At 38.9% G+C, this 21,714-nt stretch carries 17 protein-coding genes and 5 tRNA genes; 10 read left to right on the top strand and 12 right to left on the bottom strand.

Features of this window, described 5'->3' with window-relative positions:
* Positions 1–160 precede the first annotated feature (160 nt).
* From AAGD16_RS02980 to AAGD16_RS02960, 5 genes are all read right to left on the bottom strand, one after another.
* A tRNA-Phe gene (locus AAGD16_RS02980) sits at positions 161–236 on the bottom strand.
* Positions 237–276: 40 nt separating this feature from the next.
* Positions 277–352 (bottom strand) — tRNA-Thr (locus tag AAGD16_RS02975).
* Between the two features lie 59 nt (positions 353–411).
* Positions 412–487, bottom strand: a tRNA-Phe gene (locus AAGD16_RS02970).
* A 48-nt stretch (positions 488–535) separates the two neighbouring features.
* Positions 536–611 (bottom strand) — tRNA-Thr (locus AAGD16_RS02965).
* A gap of 72 nt (positions 612–683) precedes the next feature.
* Positions 684–759: transfer RNA gene (locus AAGD16_RS02960), tRNA-Phe, on the bottom strand.
* Positions 760–1,065: 306 nt separating this feature from the next.
* Here AAGD16_RS02960 and AAGD16_RS02955 point away from each other — a divergent pair.
* Positions 1,066–3,849 carry an ATP-binding protein gene (locus AAGD16_RS02955; RefSeq protein ID WP_377113541.1) on the top strand — a complete coding sequence of 928 codons (2,784 nt, stop codon included), beginning with the start codon at positions 1,066–1,068 and terminating at the stop codon, positions 3,847–3,849.
* Between the two features lie 58 nt (positions 3,850–3,907).
* On the opposite strand, the gene AAGD16_RS02950 is transcribed toward AAGD16_RS02955, so the two are convergent.
* Positions 3,908–4,180 (bottom strand): oxidative damage protection protein, encoded by a 273-nt coding sequence (locus AAGD16_RS02950; protein WP_013464143.1) that lies wholly within the window; start codon positions 4,178–4,180, stop codon positions 3,908–3,910.
* 33 nt (positions 4,181–4,213) lie between these two features.
* Positions 4,214–5,275: an A/G-specific adenine glycosylase gene (gene mutY, locus AAGD16_RS02945; RefSeq protein ID WP_033102603.1), complete on the bottom strand. Its 1,062-nt coding sequence runs from the start codon at positions 5,273–5,275 to the stop codon at positions 4,214–4,216.
* Positions 5,276–5,425: 150 nt separating this feature from the next.
* Here mutY and trmB point away from each other — a divergent pair, with 150 nt between their 5' ends.
* From trmB to arcA, 4 genes are all read left to right on the top strand, one after another.
* Positions 5,426–6,151 (top strand): tRNA (guanosine(46)-N7)-methyltransferase TrmB, encoded by a 726-nt coding sequence (trmB, locus tag AAGD16_RS02940; RefSeq protein ID WP_377113537.1) that lies wholly within the window; start codon positions 5,426–5,428, stop codon positions 6,149–6,151.
* A gap of 36 nt (positions 6,152–6,187) precedes the next feature.
* Complete coding sequence (locus AAGD16_RS02935; protein ID WP_033102602.1) at positions 6,188–7,213, top strand: methyltransferase; 1,026 nt, start codon at positions 6,188–6,190, stop codon at positions 7,211–7,213.
* A gap of 183 nt (positions 7,214–7,396) precedes the next feature.
* Positions 7,397–9,001, top strand: a complete 1,605-nt coding sequence (locus AAGD16_RS02930) for an ATP-binding protein (protein ID WP_024601260.1) — start codon at positions 7,397–7,399, stop codon at positions 8,999–9,001.
* A 459-nt stretch (positions 9,002–9,460) separates the two neighbouring features.
* A complete protein-coding gene (gene arcA, locus AAGD16_RS02925) occupies positions 9,461–10,177 on the top strand; it encodes a two-component system response regulator ArcA (protein WP_008110444.1) in 717 nt (238 codons plus the stop codon).
* Between the two features lie 7 nt (positions 10,178–10,184).
* Here arcA and arcB read toward each other — a convergent pair whose 3' ends face one another.
* Entirely contained in the window at positions 10,185–12,503 is a 2,319-nt protein-coding gene (arcB, locus tag AAGD16_RS02920) for an aerobic respiration two-component sensor histidine kinase ArcB (RefSeq protein WP_377113532.1), read from the bottom strand.
* Positions 12,504–12,710: 207 nt separating this feature from the next.
* Here arcB and folE2 point away from each other — a divergent pair, with 207 nt between their 5' ends.
* From folE2 to AAGD16_RS02900, 4 genes are all read left to right on the top strand, one after another.
* On the top strand, positions 12,711–13,631 hold the full coding sequence (folE2, locus tag AAGD16_RS02915) for a GTP cyclohydrolase FolE2 (protein WP_377113529.1): 921 nt from the start codon (positions 12,711–12,713) through the stop codon (positions 13,629–13,631).
* A gap of 102 nt (positions 13,632–13,733) precedes the next feature.
* Positions 13,734–14,330 carry a DUF2726 domain-containing protein gene (locus tag AAGD16_RS02910; RefSeq protein ID WP_013464137.1) on the top strand — a complete coding sequence of 199 codons (597 nt, stop codon included), beginning with the start codon at positions 13,734–13,736 and terminating at the stop codon, positions 14,328–14,330.
* 109 nt (positions 14,331–14,439) lie between these two features.
* Complete coding sequence (gene mtnN, locus AAGD16_RS02905; RefSeq protein WP_013464136.1) at positions 14,440–15,147, top strand: 5'-methylthioadenosine/S-adenosylhomocysteine nucleosidase; 708 nt, start codon at positions 14,440–14,442, stop codon at positions 15,145–15,147.
* Positions 15,148–16,110, top strand: coding sequence for a cobalamin biosynthesis protein (locus AAGD16_RS02900; protein WP_290208109.1), 963 nt, complete (start codon positions 15,148–15,150; stop codon positions 16,108–16,110). It begins immediately after the preceding gene.
* A gap of 39 nt (positions 16,111–16,149) precedes the next feature.
* On the opposite strand, the gene tyrS is transcribed toward AAGD16_RS02900, so the two are convergent.
* The gene (gene tyrS, locus AAGD16_RS02895) at positions 16,150–17,349 is read right to left on the bottom strand and encodes a tyrosine--tRNA ligase (RefSeq protein WP_013464134.1); all 1,200 of its coding nucleotides are present in this window, start codon (positions 17,347–17,349) and stop codon (positions 16,150–16,152) included.
* A gap of 490 nt (positions 17,350–17,839) precedes the next feature.
* Here tyrS and AAGD16_RS02890 point away from each other — a divergent pair, with 490 nt between their 5' ends.
* Positions 17,840–19,153 carry a peptidoglycan DD-metalloendopeptidase family protein gene (locus AAGD16_RS02890; protein ID WP_013464133.1) on the top strand — a complete coding sequence of 438 codons (1,314 nt, stop codon included), beginning with the start codon at positions 17,840–17,842 and terminating at the stop codon, positions 19,151–19,153.
* An 81-nt stretch (positions 19,154–19,234) separates the two neighbouring features.
* Here AAGD16_RS02890 and AAGD16_RS02885 read toward each other — a convergent pair whose 3' ends face one another.
* The 3 genes from AAGD16_RS02885 to AAGD16_RS02875 all read right to left on the bottom strand — a co-directional run bounded on the left by AAGD16_RS02885 (position 19,235) and on the right by AAGD16_RS02875 (position 21,706).
* Positions 19,235–19,411: a hypothetical protein gene (locus AAGD16_RS02885; RefSeq protein WP_013464132.1), complete on the bottom strand. Its 177-nt coding sequence runs from the start codon at positions 19,409–19,411 to the stop codon at positions 19,235–19,237.
* A 56-nt stretch (positions 19,412–19,467) separates the two neighbouring features.
* Positions 19,468–20,439: an aldo/keto reductase family oxidoreductase gene (locus AAGD16_RS02880; RefSeq protein WP_016900618.1), complete on the bottom strand. Its 972-nt coding sequence runs from the start codon at positions 20,437–20,439 to the stop codon at positions 19,468–19,470.
* 136 nt (positions 20,440–20,575) lie between these two features.
* Positions 20,576–21,706 (bottom strand): sodium ion-translocating decarboxylase subunit beta, encoded by a 1,131-nt coding sequence (locus AAGD16_RS02875; protein WP_013464130.1) that lies wholly within the window; start codon positions 21,704–21,706, stop codon positions 20,576–20,578.
* Between the last annotated feature and the right edge of the window lie 8 nt (positions 21,707–21,714).

The raw sequence follows: 21,714 nt of genomic DNA, 5'->3' as shown, positions 1-21,714 counted from the left end.
AATAAACAACCTAATTTTTAGCCAAAAAAGCTGAATAAAGTTCTCAAAGAGGTACGAAAAGGACAGAGGGACTTACTGTTTATGACGTGCTGGAAAAATAGAGCAGGATAGAAAAAACTTAGAAACAAAAAAGCCCCGCATATGCGAGGCTTTGTATAAATGGTGCCTCGACCCGGAATCGAACCAGGGACACGAGGATTTTCAATCCTCTGCTCTACCAACTGAGCTATCGAGGCACTTAAACAGTGCAATAGTTAAATTAACTATTTAAATAAATGGTGCCGACTAACCGAGTCGAACGGTTGACCTACTGATTACAAGTCAGTTGCTCTACCAGCTGAGCTAAGTCGGCACACTAAACTGTGTGCTAAGGCACTTTATCAATTTTAAAGATTGATAACTTTTAGTAAATGGTGCCTCGACCCGGAATCGAACCAGGGACACGAGGATTTTCAATCCTCTGCTCTACCAACTGAGCTATCGAGGCACTTAAACAGTGCTAGTGAACTGCTTTTAGCAATTTCACTTTTATAAATGGTGCCGACTAACCGAGTCGAACGGTTGACCTACTGATTACAAGTCAGTTGCTCTACCAGCTGAGCTAAGTCGGCACACTAAACTGTGTGCTAAGGCACGTGTAATAACGTTTAATCTTATGATTTGAAACACTATTACTTTAATAATGGTGCCTCGACCCGGAATCGAACCAGGGACACGAGGATTTTCAATCCTCTGCTCTACCAACTGAGCTATCGAGGCACTTAAACAGTGCTAATTAAAAATCTTAACGGATTTTTAATGCAATTCCCAGCTAGCTCTACTGACTGGCTATCTGGGCGTGCGGCGTATTAAACGAGTTTTGCCCCTACAAGTCAACTTTTTTTTTATTCTTTATAATCGTTTGAACGGTTTTCAAACAACTCGAGGCTATTTTCGTTAATACAGTGTATTTATCCAACAAAAGAGTTTAAAAAACGTAGTGAATTATTTTTTTTAGGTGTTACGATTGAATAATAACTTTCGGTACAGGCTTACCGTTTTAATAATAAGACCACAGGAAAACTCATGCAGAGCAAGCCCTCTTCAGCAATAAAAGGCCTACTACCTTTATTCTTAGTTAGTAACCTTATAATAACCGCATTATTTGTAGTCGCCTTTGTGCTTTATTCACAAAGTAATGCTGATAACAATGCATCTGCTCCAACCTCTACTTTATCGTTAACAAAACTTGCTGAGCGTCTTGATCAGCCTTTAGCAGAAGCATTAACAATATACGAGCAAGACAAGGTCACGCAATTACTCGATATGACCACCTTACTCAATGATGATTATAAATATACGCTCCACCGTTTTAATGCCAATAATCAAGCCGAGTTAGTTTATAGCAATAACAGTAAAGCAATTGCGCCTTTAGCTGTTAATAAACATATTAAAGAACAAAATACTCTTCATCATTTGATCTCATCAGAGGGACAGGTAATTGGAGAGCTTATTATTGAGCAAACACAGTCCTCAGTTACACCATCAAATCAACACTCACCACTAAATGCCTATGTTGTAGCCTTTGCTGCACTGGTGGTGCTGTTTGTATTAGCATTCATGTTGAATAAATACATTAACAAGCGATTACATAAAAATACAGATTCACTTACTCAAGAACTAAAAGAAATTACGCAAAATGATAACTATCAAAGCACCCTAAATGAGCAACTAGAGGGTGGTTTAGAAACGGTAGCTCAACAAGTTAATTTATTACTCAAAAAGGTGAGTAAGGTTCAAGCTGACGATCAAGCGGCAAAAAAAGAGTTAAAAAAATTACAAACAAGCCTTGAAACAGAAGTACAAAGCAGAACCTTTGAGTTAGAGAAACAAACGCAAAAAGCGCTAAAAGCCAGTGAAACTAAAACCACCTTTTTAGCCACTATGAGTCATGAAATAAGAACACCAATGAATGGCGTAATCGGTACCATTGATTTACTTCGTCAAACAGAACTTGATGGTGCACAGCAACGTTTAAGTACAATTATTCGTGAATCTGCATTTTCGTTACTCAGTATCTTAGATGATATTTTGGATTTTTCTAAAATTGAAGCAGGAAAGCTCAATATAGACCCGACTCCCTTCTCTGTTGCAGATACGCTAGAAGAAGTCGCAAAGGTGTTATCGTCTGTTGCAAAAAACCGTCACCTAGAACTCGATTTATCAATTGCACCGGATATTCCTAATAACCTTATGGGCGACTCAGTCAGGGTTCGCCAAGTACTTTATAACTTATGTAGCAATGCCATTAAATTTACCAGCACTAACGGCTCTACTCAAGGTAGGGTGAAAATATCGGTTGAAGTTGCACACAACACTGCCGATCATTTTACACTCCGTTTTTGTGTAGTTGATAACGGTAAAGGAATGAGTCAGTCTCAATTAAGGAAAATATTCAGCCCGTTTACTCAAGCTGAAAGCTCAATTACCCGAGAATTTGGCGGTACAGGACTTGGGCTTTCAATTTGTAAAAGCTTAACCGAGCTAATGCTTGGTACTATACATGTTACAAGCCATGAGGGGATTGGTAGTGAGTTTACCGTTGAACTGCCTTTTTCAACGGCAGGTAAAACTGAATTTGCTCATAAAAATACACTCAATAATAAACATGTTGTTGTTGTTAGTGACAATGCTGAACGCGGCAAGGTAATTTATCGTTACTTGTCATTCATGGGTGCCAAAATAACCTATGCCCATGAGCAAAAAGATATAGAAGATCATCAAGACACAAAGGATATTATTTGGGTTGTTGATGGTATTGACGACATGAGTAGCATTAGCACTTTGCTAAGAAGTTTACTTTACTCACTAGAAGATAATAATCAGCAAATGGTGGTATTAAGTAAGCTAGATGAAGCCGTTATTAATCATAAAAATATTTTTTATATTAATGCTTCACCACTGTGCAAATCTAACTTTATGCTTTCAATTTTGGTTGCGGCGGGCTTACATAAACCTAAGCAAATAAAAAAAGCTAAAAGCATGAATCATTACTTAAATTCAGAAGAAGCACTCGCTGCGAATAGGCTTGTTTTATTGGTAGAAGATAACTTACTAAACCAAGAGGTACTTACCGAGCAGTTACACATACTAGGGTATAGTGTGGAAGTAGCGAATAATGGTGAGGAAGGCATAGAGATGTGGCGTAAAAACAGCTATTCGCTCATCCTAACCGATTTACATATGCCGAAAATGTCTGGCTACGATATGGTTGAAAAGATTAGAGAAGAAGCAGCACTGTTAGAAGCAATCGACGCCCAACCTTATATTATTGCTGTAACAGCCAATGCCTTAAAAGGCGAAAGAGAACGCTGTTTAGCTGTGGGAATTAATGACTTTATAACTAAACCGATTGAGTTAAATGCGCTTGAGGACATATTAAATCAATGGAGCGATTTAGATAATAAACAGCCAAAACAAATTAGCTCAGCTGAAAAGCCAGCCATGCCTATTAACATGGAGTCTGCCAACAAATATATAAATGGCGATGATGCTAAAAAAATTCGCTTCTTTAAAATGTATTTAGAGCAAAGCCAAGAACAAATTAAATCAATCAACTTTGCGGTACTACAAAAGAGTCAAAGTGAAATTATAGCTGCCTGCCATCAATTGAAATCTATATCAAAAACAGTGGGGGCTAATATTGTGGCTGATTTAGCGCAGTCATTTGAGGATAAGTGTAAGGCTGATGAAATCAATGCCGATGAGTTAATTGAGATGAGAGATGAGCTCGAAATTGAATATTCAAGAGCAGCACAATTTTTAAAAGAACAAATTAGAAACCACGATCAACAAGATGACTTGATTTAACTAAACTGTTCATAGGTATGCACAACAAAAAAGGGCTTTTATAGCCCTTTTTTAACGATTATTTTTCTACTGGCTTATAGCCTTCAATCTCAACCTCTTTTCCTTCGAATAAAAAGCCAACCATTTGCTCTTCTAAGAAGGTACGATGCTCTGGGTCCATCATATTTAAATGCTTTTCGTTGATCAGCATCGTTTGTTTATGCTGCCACTGTCCCCATGCTTCTTTAGATATATTATTAAAAATCTTTTCGCCAATTTCACCAGGATAAAGTTGAAATCCAAGGCCTTCAGCTTCTTTTTGTAACTTTTGACAAAATACAGTACGTGCCATGATTTATTCTCTCTAACGCTAAATGCTGCTAGTTTAACCTATTGGGCTCATTTGTTTAACCAACTTTTTAGTCGGTGCAGCTAAACCCACCTCTATTGATTGATCAAGTGGATACCATATTAATTGCTTGTCGTTCACCACATCAGGGATTTGCTGAACATTGAGCACATGTGGGTTTATGGTTAGCTCAAAATGTGAGAACACATGGCTAAAAGGCGCTAATATCTCAAGCTCACTTTTTAGCCCTTGCTGTGCTAAAAAAATATCGAGCTCACTGTGCTCATTAAATTCAAAAAATCCAAATAATCCCCCCCAAATGCCACTACTTGGGCGTTTTTCCATGAGTACTTTGTCGTTATGTTTAATAATTAACTGATGACAACTTTTTTTAGGCACTGCTTTTTTAGGTTTAGAATGTGGGAACTCTTTAACCTTACCCGCATTAAAAGCACCACATTGTGTTTTTAACGGGCATGCTTCACAGTCAAAACGACTTCGTGAACAAAGGCTTGCCCCTAAATCCATCATAGCTTGATTAAACTCAGTCACATTATTTTTAGGGGTGAGTTGTTCACTTAAATGCCACAGCTGATTTTCTACCTTTTTGACGCCATACCAACCTTCAACCATGAAAAATCGTGCAAGCACCCTTTTTACATTGCCATCAAGAATAGGATGATGCTGCCCCAAAGATAAAGATAAAACAGCACCCGCAGTGGAGCGTCCTATTCCGGGTAAATCCATTACCTCTTCAAGCGTGCTGGGAAACTGGCCTTGATATTTGTCTCGCACTATTTTGGCCGTTTTATGCAAGTTTCGCGCGCGTGCATAGTAACCTAGACCAGTCCAGTGATGCAGAACCTGATCTTCATCAGCATTTGCTAAAGCAATAATATCGGGAAAGCTTTGCATAAACTTTTCGAAATAGGGAATAACAGTCACAACTTGGGTTTGCTGCAGCATCACCTCAGACACCCATACTTTATAAGGTGTTTTAGCTAATTGCCATGGCAATGTTTTGCGCCCATGGAGATGATACCAATCAACTACTTGGTTAGAAAACCAATCAGACTGCTGCTTTTTTAAATCCAACATATTTACTTTTTTACTAATGCTTAATGGCGGCTCAGTCTATTGTAGTTGTTGAAAAGATCAAGCTATAACGCCCTAGAGCTTGTCAACCCTGCGCGGGTCAGGGATAATACGCAACCATTTTTAAACACATTGTTTTGTCAGGCCAATAATATGAGTGAATCAAGTAACAACAACCTTGAGCAAGCTAAGCAAGAAGGTAAGTATATCCGCACTATTCGTAGCTTTGTAAAACGCGAAGGCCGATTAACCAAAGGCCAAGCCGCTGCAATCGAAAAATGCTGGCCAACAATGGGGCTTGAGCATAAAAACGGTCTGCTTGATTTAAACGCAGTATTTGGCAATGACAATGATGTAGTGTTAGAAATTGGCTTTGGTATGGGCAAGTCATTGGTTGAAATGGCAAAAAACGCACCACATCTTAACTTTATCGGTATAGAAGTACATCGCCCAGGCGTTGGCGCGTGTTTAATGGATGCCGACGAAGCAGGCGTTACTAATCTTCGTGTATTTGAACACGACGCCGTTGAAGTCCTTGCAGATTGTATAAGTGATGAAAGCTTATCGACCTTACAATTGTTCTTCCCTGATCCATGGCACAAGAAGCGTCACCATAAGCGCCGTATTGTACAAACTGAGTTTGCAGAAAAACTACGTTCTAAATTAAAAATTGGCGGCGTTTTTCATATGGCAACCGATTGGGAAAACTATGCAGAGCATATGCTTGAAGTAATGCAAGCAGCACCTGGTTACAAAAACAAATCAGAGACTAACGACTATGTACCACGTCCTGATTTACGTCCGCTGACTAAGTTTGAACAACGTGGCCATCGTTTAGGCCATGGCGTATGGGATTTAATGTTCGAACGTACTAAATAACCGTTAATTAAATAATCAAGTAAGGTAAAGCCATTTATGAGCGTATTAACCAATCCGAGCCTATTATTACTTCGCAACAGCGAGGAGCTAAAAGGTAAATCAATATTGGTGGTCAACTTTGTTCAAGATGGCTTTTTAAATGAGCTAAAAACGCTCAACCCACAAAGTAAAATAACGGCTTTTAGCTATAACCATGCAAATGGTGAATTTGCTAAAAACATATCGGGTATAAATGTAGAAGTTAATCACACGATTAGCGCCGGTGAATATGATTTAGTAATTCTTTATTACCCCAAGTCTAAGCCCGAGCTATTAATGGCATTAGACAACATACGCGCAGTGATAAGTAAAGAAGCTGAGCTGCTAGTCGTTGGCGAAAACAAAAGCGGTGTAAAATCAATTGAAAAGCAACTCGCCAATAAAACGGCGTTTAGTAATAAAATTGACTCTGCAAAACACTGCGTTTTATATTCATTTTCAGAAATAACCCTGAATTCAACATTTGATATTAGTACTTACCACAAAGAGTTTATGGTAAACGTAAGTGATATTGAGTTTACTGCTGTAAGTATTCCTGGCGTGTTTAACCATGGCGGCCTTGATGCAGGCACTAAAATGCTATTAGAAAATGCACCAAATATAAAACACGGTAAAGTTCTTGATTTTGGTTGTGGCGCGGGGCTTATTGCTACGTTTTTAGGGCTAAAAAATCCGGCTCTTACATTTACATGTAGTGATGTAAGCGCACTAGCTGCCTATGCAACAGCACAAACGCTTAAACTTAATAACGTTAATGGTGAAGCCGTACTGAGCGATGGTTTAAACAGCATTGCAGGTAAGTTTGATTTAATTATTAGTAACCCACCATTTCATACCGGTATTGCAACTGACTACACAGTGGCCGAATCGTTTTTAAATAATGCCAAACAGCACCTAACTAAAACAGGTAAGCTCACTATTGTTGCTAATAGCTTTTTAAAATATCCACCTATTTTAGAAGCCCAATTTGATAGTTATCAAACGGTGTTTAAGAATAATAAGTTTGCAGTATACAGTAGCTAAAACTTATTATTAATCCCCTATCAAAACATAAATATGCGGTATATTAGCCGCATATTTACTTTATGACGTAGATTAACTAAGAATAAATAGTGTAATTAAGCTAATCTTTTTGCTTCACTTTTTCCTGTTTTTGCTAAACTAGTATTTATTACATTCACAATTGACACGGATGACCCTCTCGCAATGCCTAAAACTGTAGAGCAAAATAGCATTCGTAGCATATTGTTTAAAACCATCATGCTTATAACAGCCATCTGTTTGCTATTATCTCTTTCTATTTCTACCTACTTAAGTACACAAGAGCAAAAAAAGCAGCTCATTAGTAAACTTGTGCTGGTGTCAGAGATCATTGCCTTTGATGCAATGCCGTCATTACTAAATAAAAATAGACCTGCAGAAGAAAGGCGGTTAAAGCTTCTTCAACAAGTATCATCGGTCACAAACTTACATATTTATGCGCTAGATGAGCAAACAAATAAACCAGTATTTTTTACCAGTTTTAATGCCCGAAAATCGCCACCTGTACCAATCAAAACAGACAGTATTAACGACTTTATAGAACCCCAAGTAGGTGATGAGTTTATTGAGTACATTACTCCAATACTCAATAATGATCAGTTACTGGGTTATGTGTATATTAGGGGCAGCTTGGATAACTTAAATAAGCTTATCACTAAAAAAATTATAATTGATATTGCCATTATCGCTTTAATACTTATCTTCATCTCTTTGATTATTTTAAGGCTACAAAAAAGGATAGCCAGCCCAATAGAAAACTTAAGCTTGTTACTGCAAAACATAGCTAAAAATCATAACTACTACGCCCGGGCGCCTTTAACAAACTTAACTGAAATAACCCGGCTTTCTAATAGCTTAAATGTAATGCTGGCGCGAACACAAAGACAAATAGAGCGCCACGAAGAAGATAAAAAAGAAATTAAGCTACTAAACTCAAATCTTGAAGAAAAAGTAAGTCAACGAACCATCGCGCTCAGAGAAGCAAATAAAGAGTTGCTATCTACACTTGAAAAGATGCACCAATACCAAACTCAAATTGTCGAAAACAAAAAAATGGCTTCATTAGGGCAAATGGTGGCAGGTGTAGCTCATGAGGTAAATACCCCTATAGGGCTTGGGATCACCGGTTCTACTTTACTAAGGGATAAACTCGCGGAGCTACAAATTAACTTTCAAAATAAGTCATTGACTGCCAGTCAATTTGAGCAATTTACTAACGATGGCATTGAAAACTTAGACCTCATCTACAGTAGTTTAAACCGTGTCGCAGAGCTTATTTCTAACTTTAAAAAAGTGGCCGTGATTAAAGATGATGAAATCACTAGCACCGTTCACTTACAGCAGCTCATAAACGATACATTATTGTCTATGGGGCAAGAGTTAAGAATAAAAAATCCTAAAGTTCTTATAAATTGTCCAGCAGATTTAACCGTTGAAAGTAAAAAAGGGCCACTGCAGCAAGTTTTTCATCAACTAATTTTAAACTCCCTACTACACGGATTTGTAGCTGGCGGTGACAATGTAGTGCAAATTGATATTGTGGCAACAAACACAAAAACACAAATTACCTACACCGATAACGGCCTAGGTGTAGAGAGCAATATAAGAGCGAAAATTTTTGACCCTTTTGTTACTTCAAAACGCGGTCAAGGAGCCAGTGGTTTAGGCATGCATTTAGTTTACAACTTAGTGACCCAGGCTTTGGCTGGAGAGATTGTGTTAGATACTGAGTATCAATCAGGAGCACGATTTATTATTACGCTATTTTAAAAAGTGAAATAAATCCGTTGTCTGCTCTTGAATTACGACTTTATGACCATACTAAAACAGCACTCATTGAACAGTTGTACCATTAATGCTGTATTTTCACACAATTAATGAACTTAATTGTGTTTAACATATCACATACATTGATGAAAAATTGTAAAGTGATATAATTTCGTTTTGAATTAGTCTGATTATTTTAAGTATCTTTAGGTGGTTGATGGATGTATCAATTATTAAAGGGAAATGGCTTCGACTTTATAATTCAAATTATACATCCAACGTTAAGTATCAATTAAGCCGCGGTTTTTAATAATACGTCAAAGTAGGTTTGGGCGCGCAGCTGTTTTTATCTAATTTGTTTTTACTTGTTAACATTTAGATATAATCCTATAATTCTAGTAGTCGGTTTTGATGATCACACCGATTTTAAAATAAAACACACTCCAAAAAGGTTAATTAAAAATGCAAACGCCAGTCATTCTGATCGTAGAGGATGAAGACGTAACTAGACTAAACCTCGTTAGTTTATTTGAAGCCGAAGGTTACAAAGTTATTGAAGCCATTGATGGCGATGATATGCATGATAAGCTTACAAATAACGATGACGTCAATCTTGTAGTTATGGACATCAACCTGCCAGGTAAAAACGGGCTTATTTTAGCTCGCGAATTACGCCAAAAACGCAAAGTTGGTCTTATTTTCTTAACAGGCCGTGACAACGATGTAGACCGTATTTTAGGTCTTGAAATTGGTGCTGATGACTATATTACTAAGCCTTTCAACCCGCGTGAATTAACTATTCGTGCTCGTAACTTAATTACGCGTACTGCATTAGGTGGTGAAGAGTCTGCTATTGAAACAAATGGCGTGATCACCTTTAACGGTTGGGAACTTGACGAAAACAGTCGTTGCCTTACTTCTCCAAACGGAGACGCGAAACGTCTACCTAAAGGCGAATACAGAGCACTGCGTTTAATGCTTGACTCTCCGGGTCGTATATTTAGCCGTGAGCAACTAATTAAACACATGACTGGCCGAGAGCTTCGCGCTAACGACCGTACGGTTGACGTAACAATTCGTCGTATCCGCAAACACTTTGAAAGCGACAACTCAACGTCTGAGTTAATCAGCACCATCCATGGTGAAGGTTACCGTTTCATTGGTAAAATCGACAGCTAATTAGTTATTACTCTAATTGCTGTAAAAATAAATGAAGGGCCTGTTGTCCTTCATTTATTTTATCTGTTAACTCCTCAAGCCACACAGCTAACACTTCGTCACTTTGCTCCAGCGCCCCATGCTCCATTTGCTTTGCATGCAACTGAACATCATTAAGACCCACCGAACCTGCCGCACCTTTTAATTTGTGCGCAACCGATTTGTACTCTTCTCTATCAGCAGCGTTTAACGAAGCTAATAGCTCTTGTTGGTACTGCGGATTTAGCTTTGCGAACAACTGGCTACTGCGTTTAAATACTTCAACGCCCATCGAATTTACAAAGTCTTCAATGGTTTCAACATCCAACAAGTCAGTATTAATTTGATTTAATAACGCTTGATTGACCACTCGTTGAGGAGCCTCGGTTTGCGCTTGCTTAATGCCAAAGAGTTCAGCGAGCATATTATCTAACTTGCTTGTGTTTATTGGTTTAGCTAGTGCGCCTTGAATAGATATACCCTCAAGCTCTTCTTCAGCACTGCGAACATTGGCCGTTAATGCCACTATTGGTAGCTGATCAAAATGACTTTGAGCGCGAATTTGTCTTGCCACTTCGTCACCATTAATATCAGGCAACTGCATATCAAGTAATACTAAATCTAAGTCATCTTCAGTTTCGACAAACGATAAAGCATCTTCACCCGTTTCAGCCCACAGCACTTCGTGTCCACGTTGCTCTAGTAGGTTAGTAGCAATTTCAGCATTAAGTGGCACATCCTCCACTAATAAAATATATAAGCTACGCCCAACATAACTATGTTCGGTAGGTGCACTACATAAATTCAGCGGAATTTGTACCGTAAAGCAGCTGCCCTCTCCTGGGGTACTATTAACCGTTATTGTGCCTTTCATTGCGCTTACTAACGCTTTGGTGACAGCTAAGCCAATACCTGAACCTATGGCATTGGTGCCTTTAAGATCTGGCGCTTTATAGTACATGTCAAAAATGCGTGTTAGTTGCTCTTGTGGAATACCTTCACCGGTATCGAGTATTTTAATAATAAGCCAAGGGCCATCTTCACGGTTTTCTCTGGCACAATCTAAGATTACGCACCCTTGTTGAGTAAACTTAACGGCGTTATTAATTAAGTTCCACACCACTTGGCGTAAACGAGTCGGGTCAAGCAAAGCATATATGTCAAGCATGCCAGAACGCTTCACTTCAAACGAAAGCTCTTTTTGCTCAGCAATAAGGCCTGCAAAGTTAACTACATCGTTGATAAAGTCCGAAACATTAATTTCGTTGGCGGCAATATCTAACTGCTCACGGTCAATTTTATCTAAATCTATAATATCGTTAAATATGTTACCTAACGTTTCGGCGCTTGAAAACACGGTATTACACCAACTGCGTTGCTGTTTGTTTAATTCGGTATCCAGTAGCATGCGCGTTAAGCCCACAATACCATTAAGCGGTGTGCGTAACTCATGGCTTAATGTGGCAATAAATTTCCCTTTATCTTTGTAAGCTGTTTCCAGTGCCTGCGCAGCTTCTTTACGACTGGTAATATCACGGCCAAAGGCTAGTAGACCAATGTAATCCCCTTGTTCATTAATAAAGGGAAGTTTACGCAATTCAAACCACCTAATTTCACCGTTTACTGAGTACTCCACATCTATAGTTAAACCTTGGTGCGTACGCTCAACCTGCTCATCGGTTCTGAGTACTTCTGATAAAAAGTGGCTTGGGAATATTTCTTCTGCGGCTTTACCAATAAGTTCACCACTGGTTTTACCCATCACCTCTTCAAACATTTTATTACAACCGGCAAACACCCCGTTGTTATCGCGGTAATAAAATAAATCCGGCGAGGAGTCTACTATTGAGCGCAGTAACATGCCTTGCTGTGCGAGTTCTTGTTGTGTTTTTTTACGCTCTGCAATTTCACGCCTGAGCTCTTCTATTGCTCGGTGTTTGGCATGAAAAGCCATTTTACGTTCGTCAATTTCAATATTTAAGCGGTTAATATTGTCTTTGAGGGTTTGATTTAAAAGCTTCTCTTGTTTTGTGGCACTATCTAAATAAGCATAAGAGGCATCAAGTTGCCGAATAGAGTTTAATAATATGCTGATAACTAAAGGAGAAACAACCGAGGTAAAAAATACTACGGCCAGTATATCAACCAAGTTTACTTCGCCTATGGCAACGTAATAAAACATACTTGATAAAACCAGCGATATTGTTAGTAATAATGCATAGCAAATAGCAGCAGTTTTAAACTCACCAAAACGAGTTATTGAACTGGAAAGAACTCGAACCCACGGGTTCAAAGAAGAATCAGTCATATATCAGTTTTTCTCTTAGCTAAATGCTTAGGGTCTGTTGACCTTTCAAGGTTAAAGGCTAATTTTAGCATTTTCTATCAGCTATTTTCATGTTGTGCGACAAAAACAATAAAATTTCATGTTTGGTGTTATTTGCTGCATTTCAGCAAATCTTTATTTAGTGTAAAATGCGGCGTTTTAAATATTGCAAATAACGAGTAACGTATCATGCAAAAAACTATGCCAGATATTGCTAACACGGCTGCCGCATTACAAACAGGTAAATTAGACTGGGTAGGTATGGGCGATATAGAGCTGCCTTTTATTTTTGAATCTCTTGATTTAGCTCCAGTTACCGTTAATGCAAAAGCACGCGCCTTTGTTAATTTACACAAAGAAGATGCTAAAGGCATTCATATGTCGCGACTATTTTTAGCGTTGGATCACCTCTCAACTGAGCAACAGGTCAATCCACAAACCTTAGCACAAGCCTTAGATACCTTTATCACCAGTCATGAAGGCTTAAGTGATAAAGCACACATTGAATTTAAATTTGAATTGCCGCTACGCCGTAAGTCATTACTTAGTGGTAAAGCAGGTTGGAAAAGCTATCCCATTGTACTTACCAGCACTATAAATCAAGGCGTTATTAGTTTTGAGCTCAGCGTTGATGTGACTTATTCATCAACTTGCCCCTGCTCTGCAGCACTGGCTCGCCAATTAATTCAAAACGCATTCAGCGAAAAGTTTTCTCAAGAAACACTCACTCAATCAGAAGTTTTAGAGTGGCTTGGAACAACTCAAGGCATAGTAGCAACCCCGCATTCACAGCGTTCAATTGCTAATATTAAAGTTAAATTAGCAAATAACATTAAACAGTTTGATGTGGTTAACTTAATAAACTTATTAGAAGATGAGCTAAAAACACCAGTACAAGCTGCGGTAAAACGTGAAGACGAACAAGAGTTTGCTCGCTTAAACGGTCAAAATTTAATGTTTTGTGAAGACGCAGCACGAAAAATTAAAACGACGTTAGAGTCAAAAGAGTTTAGCGATTACTTCCTGCAAATTAACCATTATGAGTCTTTACATGCTCATGATGCAGTTGCGATTGCCGTAAAAGGTATTGAAGGCGGCTATAAAGCATAATAGTGCTCATCCCCATTCGTTAATAAAACAACCATAACAACTATTTGGGCACATAAATTGCTTTAGAAAAGCAGTGTCAATTTGTTGTTATGGAGTTACCGTATGGAATTCGCTTTATTATTAATATTAGTGCTAGTTGTTGGGGCATCTGTCGTTGCGTCAAAATTTAATGATGACGGCGGAAACCCTTATCCTTTTACTCGTAAGCAAAGTGTATTTACCCAAGTAGAAGGGGCGTTTCTGAATTTATTAGAGCGCGCTGTTGGCGATCAATATAAAATTGTTAGTCGCGTTAAACTAATCGATGTGATTGACTGTAAACAAGGCCTGTCTGTTAAATCTAAACGTGCGGCAATGGCTAAAGCAAAAAATAAGCAGCTAGACTTTGTTTTAGTAGATAAAGAAAAAATGACCATAGTGGCTGCGGTTGACTTAGTTAATAACGCCAATAAAGATGGCCACAAAGCACAGCGCGACTGGTTTGTTAATGGCGCATTGGAAGCCGCAGGTATTCCACATATTCGTATGAAAGTGAAGGCAGGCTACCGCCCAAGCGAAGTACGCGATGCAATTATGTTTAAATTAGGTAAGCCAGCGGCATCTAAACCTTCACGACCTACGCGTGCTAGAGTTCATAAACCTGCGGTATTGTCTCCTTCTCAAGCAAAGGCACAATCAACAGCCCTTGCTGAAATATAATCAATAAGTTTATAAAGTGCGGGCTTTTTAAGCTCGCATTTTTGTTTGTTTTACCCCACGTTATTTTTTGCAGTATAATCACCGTATTCAAACTCAGGAATTTAACACTATGAATGTTGGTATTATTGGCGCAATGGAGCCAGAAGTTAAAATTTTGCGCGAGGCGATGCAAAATCCACAAGTTTTAACCAAGGCTGGTTTTACTTTTTACACAGGCGAGCTTGCAGGCAATACCGTCACTTTAGTGCAATCAGGTATTGGTAAAGTCGCTTCGACAATCGCAACCACATTACTTATCGATAACTTCAATCCAGATTGTATTATTAACACTGGCTCTGCCGGTGGATTCGATCCATCACTAAACGTTGGCGATGTAGTAATTTCATCTGAAGTACGTCATCACGATGTTGATGTAACAGCGTTTGGTTACGAAATTGGCCAAGTACCACAAATGCCAGCAGGTTTTACTGCTCACCCTAAACTTGTAGAAGCAGCCGAGCAAACAATTGCACAAATTAGTGAAGTAAAAACCCTTGTTGGTTTAATTTGCACTGGCGACTCGTTTATGTGCGACCCTGTTCGTATTGAAAAAGCACGCAGTGACTTCCCTACAATGCTAGCAGTAGAGATGGAAGGTGCATCAATTGCGCAAACGTGTTTTGCACTTAATACACCATTTGTTGTTATTCGCTCAATGTCTGATATTGCAGGCAAAGAGTCGCCGCAATCATTTGAAGAATACTTAGAAACAGCCTCTATAAATTCATCAAAAATGGTCGTAGCTTTACTTGAGAAATTAACGGCGGTTACGCTGTAAATGCTCAATAATATTGTTCAAAATCATTTGGACTTTATTGTATTTATTTGTGCGCTCCTTGCTGAGCGCTTTTTACCTTTAGTAAGTTGGTATCACCCTAACCACATACTCTCTGCTATTTTTAGCGCTATAAGCCAGCGTATTTATAAAAAAACAGACACCAAGCAATATCATTATTTAGCAGCCTCAATGGCAAGTACGCTTATACTTAGTACTGTGCTTATTATTGTAGTTTTACTGCTTCAGTTTGCCTTTTACCCCGAGCTGTTATCCGGTCTTATTTTATATTTATGCCTAGAAAACAGTAGCCTGAATAAAAAAGCGATACGCATAGCTAGGCTAGTCAAAAAAAATCAAAAATCGACAGCACGCGAATTATTAAAGCCACTAGTAGCCCGTGAAGTTAATGCACTTTCAAGCCCCGGGATCATTAAAGCCATTATGGAAAGTGTCATACTTAGAACGGCGCGCCATTACTTTGTGGTAATTTTCATATTTTTAGTATTGGGCCCCGTCGCCGCTCTCGCCTATCGTTTAATCACTTTAATTCAACAAGCGTGGCGAAGTGATATAGCCCCAAACAGCTCTTTTTTAATGCCGCTTAAACTGGTTCTTTTTATTGTTGAGTACATTCCCATACGTTTACTCGCGCTGACAATTGCCTCACTAAAGGCCAGTAAAAAAAGCATGCATTATATTAAGCATTATGGCCGACACTTCTATCAAACCAATACAGGCTGGTTACTTAGTGTGTGCTCTGCATCTTTGGGGGTACAACTTGGTGGGCCTGCTATTTATAATACACAGCGTTTTAATAAAATGCGTGTCGGTGTAGAGCGTCTTCCCAACGCCGATGACATACCACAACTACTCAATACACTTAACCAAACTCGCTTTTTTTGGCTTCTGATTATTATTAGCGTTGAAATTATTAAAGCTGTTCTCGTTTTTAAGTTCGCATAAAAAAACCAGCCGTAGCTGGTTTTTATAATGTCCGCAGTTTTAAGCTACGGTGATATTTGCAAATTTGCGTTTACCTACTTGGTAAATAGCCGTTGTGCCTTTTACAATTTCCAATTTGGTATCTGTAATTTTGTCTTCGCCGTTTAGCTTTACAGCACCTTGTTTGATCATCCTCATGGCTTCTGAGGTACTCGCCACTAAGCCCGCTTCTTTAAGTAAGTTAGCGATTAAAATTGACTCTTCATCAATATTAACTGTCAGCTCAGGGATTTCATCTGGCAAGGCTTTTTTCTGAAAACGCTGGATGAAGTCATCATGAGCAGCTTGCGCATCAGCTTCACTGTGAAAACGCGCAATTAGCTCTTTAGCTAATTCAATTTTAATATCGCGCGGGTTAGTACCCTGCTCTACACGCTGTTTTTGCGCTGCAATTTGCTCGATAGAAAGGCTACTTAACAAATCGTAGTAACGCCACATAAGTACGTCACTAATTGACATGATTTTACCGAACATATCTGAAGGCGTATCAGTAATACCAATATAATTACCGAGTGACTTCGACATTTTCTGAACGCCGTCAGTTCCCTCAAGTAAAGGCATCATTAATACTGTTTGTGGTTTTTGACCTTCATCTTTTTGCAGCTCACGACCCATTAATAGGTTAAAACGCTGATCGGTGCCGCCTAGCTCAACATCTGACTCTAATGCGACTGAATCCCAGCCTTGCACCAGTGGATACAAAAACTCATGAATCGCAATCGATTGACCGCCAGCATAGCGCTTTTTAAAATCATCACGCTCAAGCATACGCGCCACAGTTTGACGCGCGGCTAATTTTATCATCCCCGCAGCGCCTAATTTCTCCATCCATGTAGAGTTAAAAGCGACGGTTGTTTTAGCCGGGTCTAAAATTTTGAACACCTGCTCTTTATAGGTTTCGGCGTTGGCAAGCACGTCATCACGTGTAAGTGGTTTACGGGTCACATTTTTGCCCGTTGGATCGCCAATCATACCGGTAAAATCACCAATTAAAAAAATAACCTCATGACCTAAATCTTGAAAGGTTTTCATTTTATTAATGAGTACAGTGTGACCTAGGTGTAAATCTGGAGCCGTAGGATCAAAACCAGCTTTAATTTTTAGCTTTTTCCCCGACTTTAATTTTTCAACCAACTCATCTTCAATTAATATCTCTTCTGCACCGCGTTTTATCTCTGCTAGAGCGGTTTGTAAATCCACTGTGTGTTACTCCAAAAAATTCTGACAACGAAGGGGTGTAATATGCTCACGGTTTATTGCTAGCGCGTTATCACAAAGCAAATAAAACTATTTAGCTAACATAACAAATTTCCACCTAATTAGAACAACTTTTTTAACTAATCGCAGCACCAACTAAAATGCAGGGTGTACGTTCTAAAAGGGGATATAAACGAGCGATTAATAATACGCCAAAAGTGTTTATCACAAACTAAAAACAGTTTACAAATTAATCACTTCTCGTAATTAAACCGTTTTATAAGCTAATTTAACATTATGATGAAAAAGCAAAGTATCCAAGAATATAAAATAGTGTAACAGTTCAACTTTAAACACAAACAGCCTGAATACCCTATGATTTTAGCCTAATTTAACTCGAGTTTAAATCTACAAAATACTAGTATTCACAGATTATTCGTTATATCCTGCAATATAACCTATTTATTATCTTGACAGCAGAAAAAGGCACGTTATGGTTCACGTGGTTAACACGCTCCCCAAAAAACACAAAATGCTTATTCTAGGTTTGGTTTCTGCTATTGTTGCCTTAGCCTTTCTTCCTTCTGAAAAAGCCACTGCATCCAAAGACAATAGTGAAAACACACTAGAAATTGGTAAGCGCTATGAATTACAAATTAAAGTAGGTGAGAACGAAAAACTCACTGACCTTAATTCAGAGCAGGCAGCACAAAAACTTCCAGAATATGATTTTGTCGATCACCAAGTTAAAAATGGTGACAACTTAGCGATTATTTTTAAGCGTGCCGGTTTTTCTGCGCAAACGCTGCATAAACTTGTAAACACCAACGCTGAAACACGTAAGCTAACTAAAATTCACCCAGGTGAAACGTTAAGCTTTGCTACCGCCGAAGACGGTTCATTAGCTCAATTACGCTACGTTATTTCTAAAACGGATACGCTATTCGTCACACTTAATGACGAAGGCCAATACGACACCTCAATTGACAGCAAAGAAATAGAAACACTGAGCAAAACAGCCGGTGGGGAAATTTCAAGTAGCTTTTGGACCTCTGCAATTGCAGCAGGTTTAAGTGAACGCCAAATCATGAACTTTGCCGATATATTTGGTTGGGACGTCGATTTTGCTAACGACATTCGCAAGGGTGATGAATTTGGCTTAATTTATGAGTCTCATTTTGTTGACGGTGAGTTTATTGGCACCGGTAAAATTATTGCCGCTGAATTTATAAACCAAGGTGAGCGTTACACCGCTATTCGTCACACAGACGGTAACTTTTACACCCCTGAAGGCCGTAGTATGAAAAAAGCCTTTTTGCGTGCGCCTGTTAATTTCAAATATATTAGTTCAAGCTTTAACCCTCGCCGCCTACACCCTGTTACAGGACAAGTGAAAGCACATCGCGGCATTGATTACGCTGCACGCACAGGCACGCCAGTTGTATCATCGGGTAATGGTAAAGTAATTAAAGCAGGCTATAGCAAATATAATGGTAATTACGTATTTATTAGCCATGGTACTCAATATGTTACTAAGTACTTACACCTTAACAAGCGCTTAGTCAGAACAGGGCAAAAGGTAAAACAGGGAGAAAAAATAGGTACTGTTGGCTCAACTGGTCGTGTAACCGGTGCGCATTTACATTATGAGTTTTTGGTTAACGGCGTTCACCGTAACCCTAAAACCGTAAAACTACCTAAGTCTGAACCATTACCTCGTTCAGAGCTTGCTAAATTTAAGCCTATTGCTGATAACTTTATCGCGCAACTAGAGCGTAATCGTGAGCTACAACTAGCACTTAGATAACCACTTCACTGATTAAATAAAAAAGCCTTTGTTGGGGTTACCCGCAAAGGCTTTTTTGTGTGTGATATTTAAGTTTCAATCTTAATTTACAAGTACATAAATTAGCTGCACAACCAAAGATATCATGACTAATGGCCAAATATACTTGCTGTATTTGGTAGCACCCTCTAGCCCCATTTTACTTTGGTACTTTTCTAGCAAAGGAATAATGATCACCAAAGCAATCACTAAGCTAATTAAAATGACAAATATATTCATATCAACACCTTTGTATTATACCAATTCGTTTAAATAATATTGAAACGGGTATTAACTTACGGCAAAGCGCAGCCTTTCGCGCTAATATATAACTCATACCAATGCTCTCGACTTAAGTTAATATTAATTGCATCACTCGATGCCTTAATACGATCTACATTAGTTGTGCCTATAATTGGCTGAATCGATGCAGGATGGCGAAGTAGCCATGCCAATACAATAGCTTCTGCACTTGTGCCATATAAAACGGCAAGCTTACTAACTAAAATACTCGTGTTTACATCCGCTTGTGACGCTTTTGATAGGTCACCGCCTGAGTATAAACCTTGGCACAAACTGCCCCAACTCTGAATTTGAATGTCATGCTCACGACAATACTCAACACACCCTGGGGTAAAGTTAATATCTTTACCATCGGCATTACCTACATAAATGCCCTCATCAACCCACTGATGTTTTTGTAAACTGGCCTCTATTTGATTTGCCACAATTGGCATATCTAAAGCGCGCTGCAAAAACCTTATTTGATGTTGAGACATATTAGAAACTGCAAAATGACGCACTTTGCCACTTTCTTTTAAACAGCTAAATATTTGCGCAACTTCCTCCACCTCCATTAATGGATCGGGGCGATGCAACATAAGCACATCTAAGTAGTCGGTATTTAATCGTTTAAGTGAGCCCTCAACAGAACGCTCAATCCAATCAGCAGAAAAATCATAACGCTGCGGGTTTTTCTCATCAGCAAAGCGAATACCACACTTAGACTGAATATACATTTGTTCTCTGAGCTCAGGACGCTCAGCCAACGCTTTACCAAAAACGTGCTCAGCTTTGCCTAAGGTATAAATATCAGCGTGATCAAAAAAGTTAATCCCGCTTTCAAATGCTGCGTCTATGCATGAATGAGCTTGCTTTAAGTGCCCACTGTTGATGGCGTCTTTATTCCAAGCACCTCCTAAACCCATACAACCAAATACAAGCTTACTAACCTTGGGTAAATATTTTGCCAGCGGAGTGTGTAACATTTGACAGCCCTTTTAAAAAATGAAGAGTGATTACTTTAAACAAAAAACCCTATACAAGAAACCGCTTAATCTAAAACATTAAATTTTAGGCAAAAAAAAGCGCAGTAAACTGCGCTAATGGTTGGATTAAATATTACTAGCCAACAAGTGCTAATAAAATACCTGCAGCAACAGCACTTCCCAGTACGCCAGCTACATTAGGCCCCATGGCATGCATCAGTAAAAAGTTGTGCGGGTTATTTTCAAGACCGACTTTATTAACTACACGAGCCGCCATAGGCACAGCGGATACACCCGCAGCACCAATTAATGGGTTTATGGGGGTTTTTGAAATTTTATTTAAGCCTTTTGCCATAAATACACCTGAGGCCGTACCAATAGCAAACGCCATTGCGCCCAGCACTAAAATACCAATGGTTTCCACTGTTAAGAACTGCTCGGCAGCAAGCTTAGAGCCTACCGCTAGTCCTAGAAATATGGTGGTTATATTAATAATTTCGTTTTGAGCACTGTTACTTAGCCTATCGACCACACCCGACTCACGCATTAAGTTACCTAAACAAAACATACCAACCAGTGGAATGGCGGCTGGTAAAAAGAGCGCAGTTAAAGTGAGTACCATCAGCGGAAAAATAATTTTTTCCTTTTTTGATACTTTACGCAGTTCTGGCATTTGAATTTTACGTTCTTCAGGCGTTGTAAACGCACGCATGATAGGCGGCTGAATAATAGGAACCAACGCCATGTACGAGTACGCAGCCACTGCTATAGCACCTAATAAATCAGGTGCCAGCTTTGACGCTAAAAAGATAGCGGTTGGCCCATCAGCGCCACCAATAATGGCAATTGCTGACGCATCTTGTAAACTAAACTCAAACCCTGGAATAAAGTTAAGTAAAATAGCCCCAAATAAGGTAGCAAAAATACCAAACTGCGCCGCAGCACCTAATAACAACATACGCGGATTTGCAATTAAGGCACTAAAGTCAGTGAGCGCGCCCACTCCCATAAATATTAATAACGGAAAAATTCCGGTATCAATACCTACATAGTAAACATAATAAAGTAAGCCACCAGGGTCAGATAAGCCCGCCACAGGAATATTAGTTAAAATAGCCCCAAAACCAATGGGCAGTAATAGTAGCGGCTCAAAGTTTTTAACTATAGCTAAAAATAATAACAAACAACCAACGGCAATCATGATCAGCCCAGGAAATGTAAAGTTAGCAATGCCTGTGGCATGCCAGAGGTTTAAAATACCATCCATCCTCTAAT

Origin of the sequence: Pseudoalteromonas sp. M58 (genome assembly GCF_042604605.1) — a bacterium.
GTDB lineage: Bacteria > Pseudomonadota > Gammaproteobacteria > Enterobacterales > Alteromonadaceae > Pseudoalteromonas > Pseudoalteromonas tetraodonis.
This window is presented reverse-complemented; position numbering and strand designations above follow the sequence as displayed.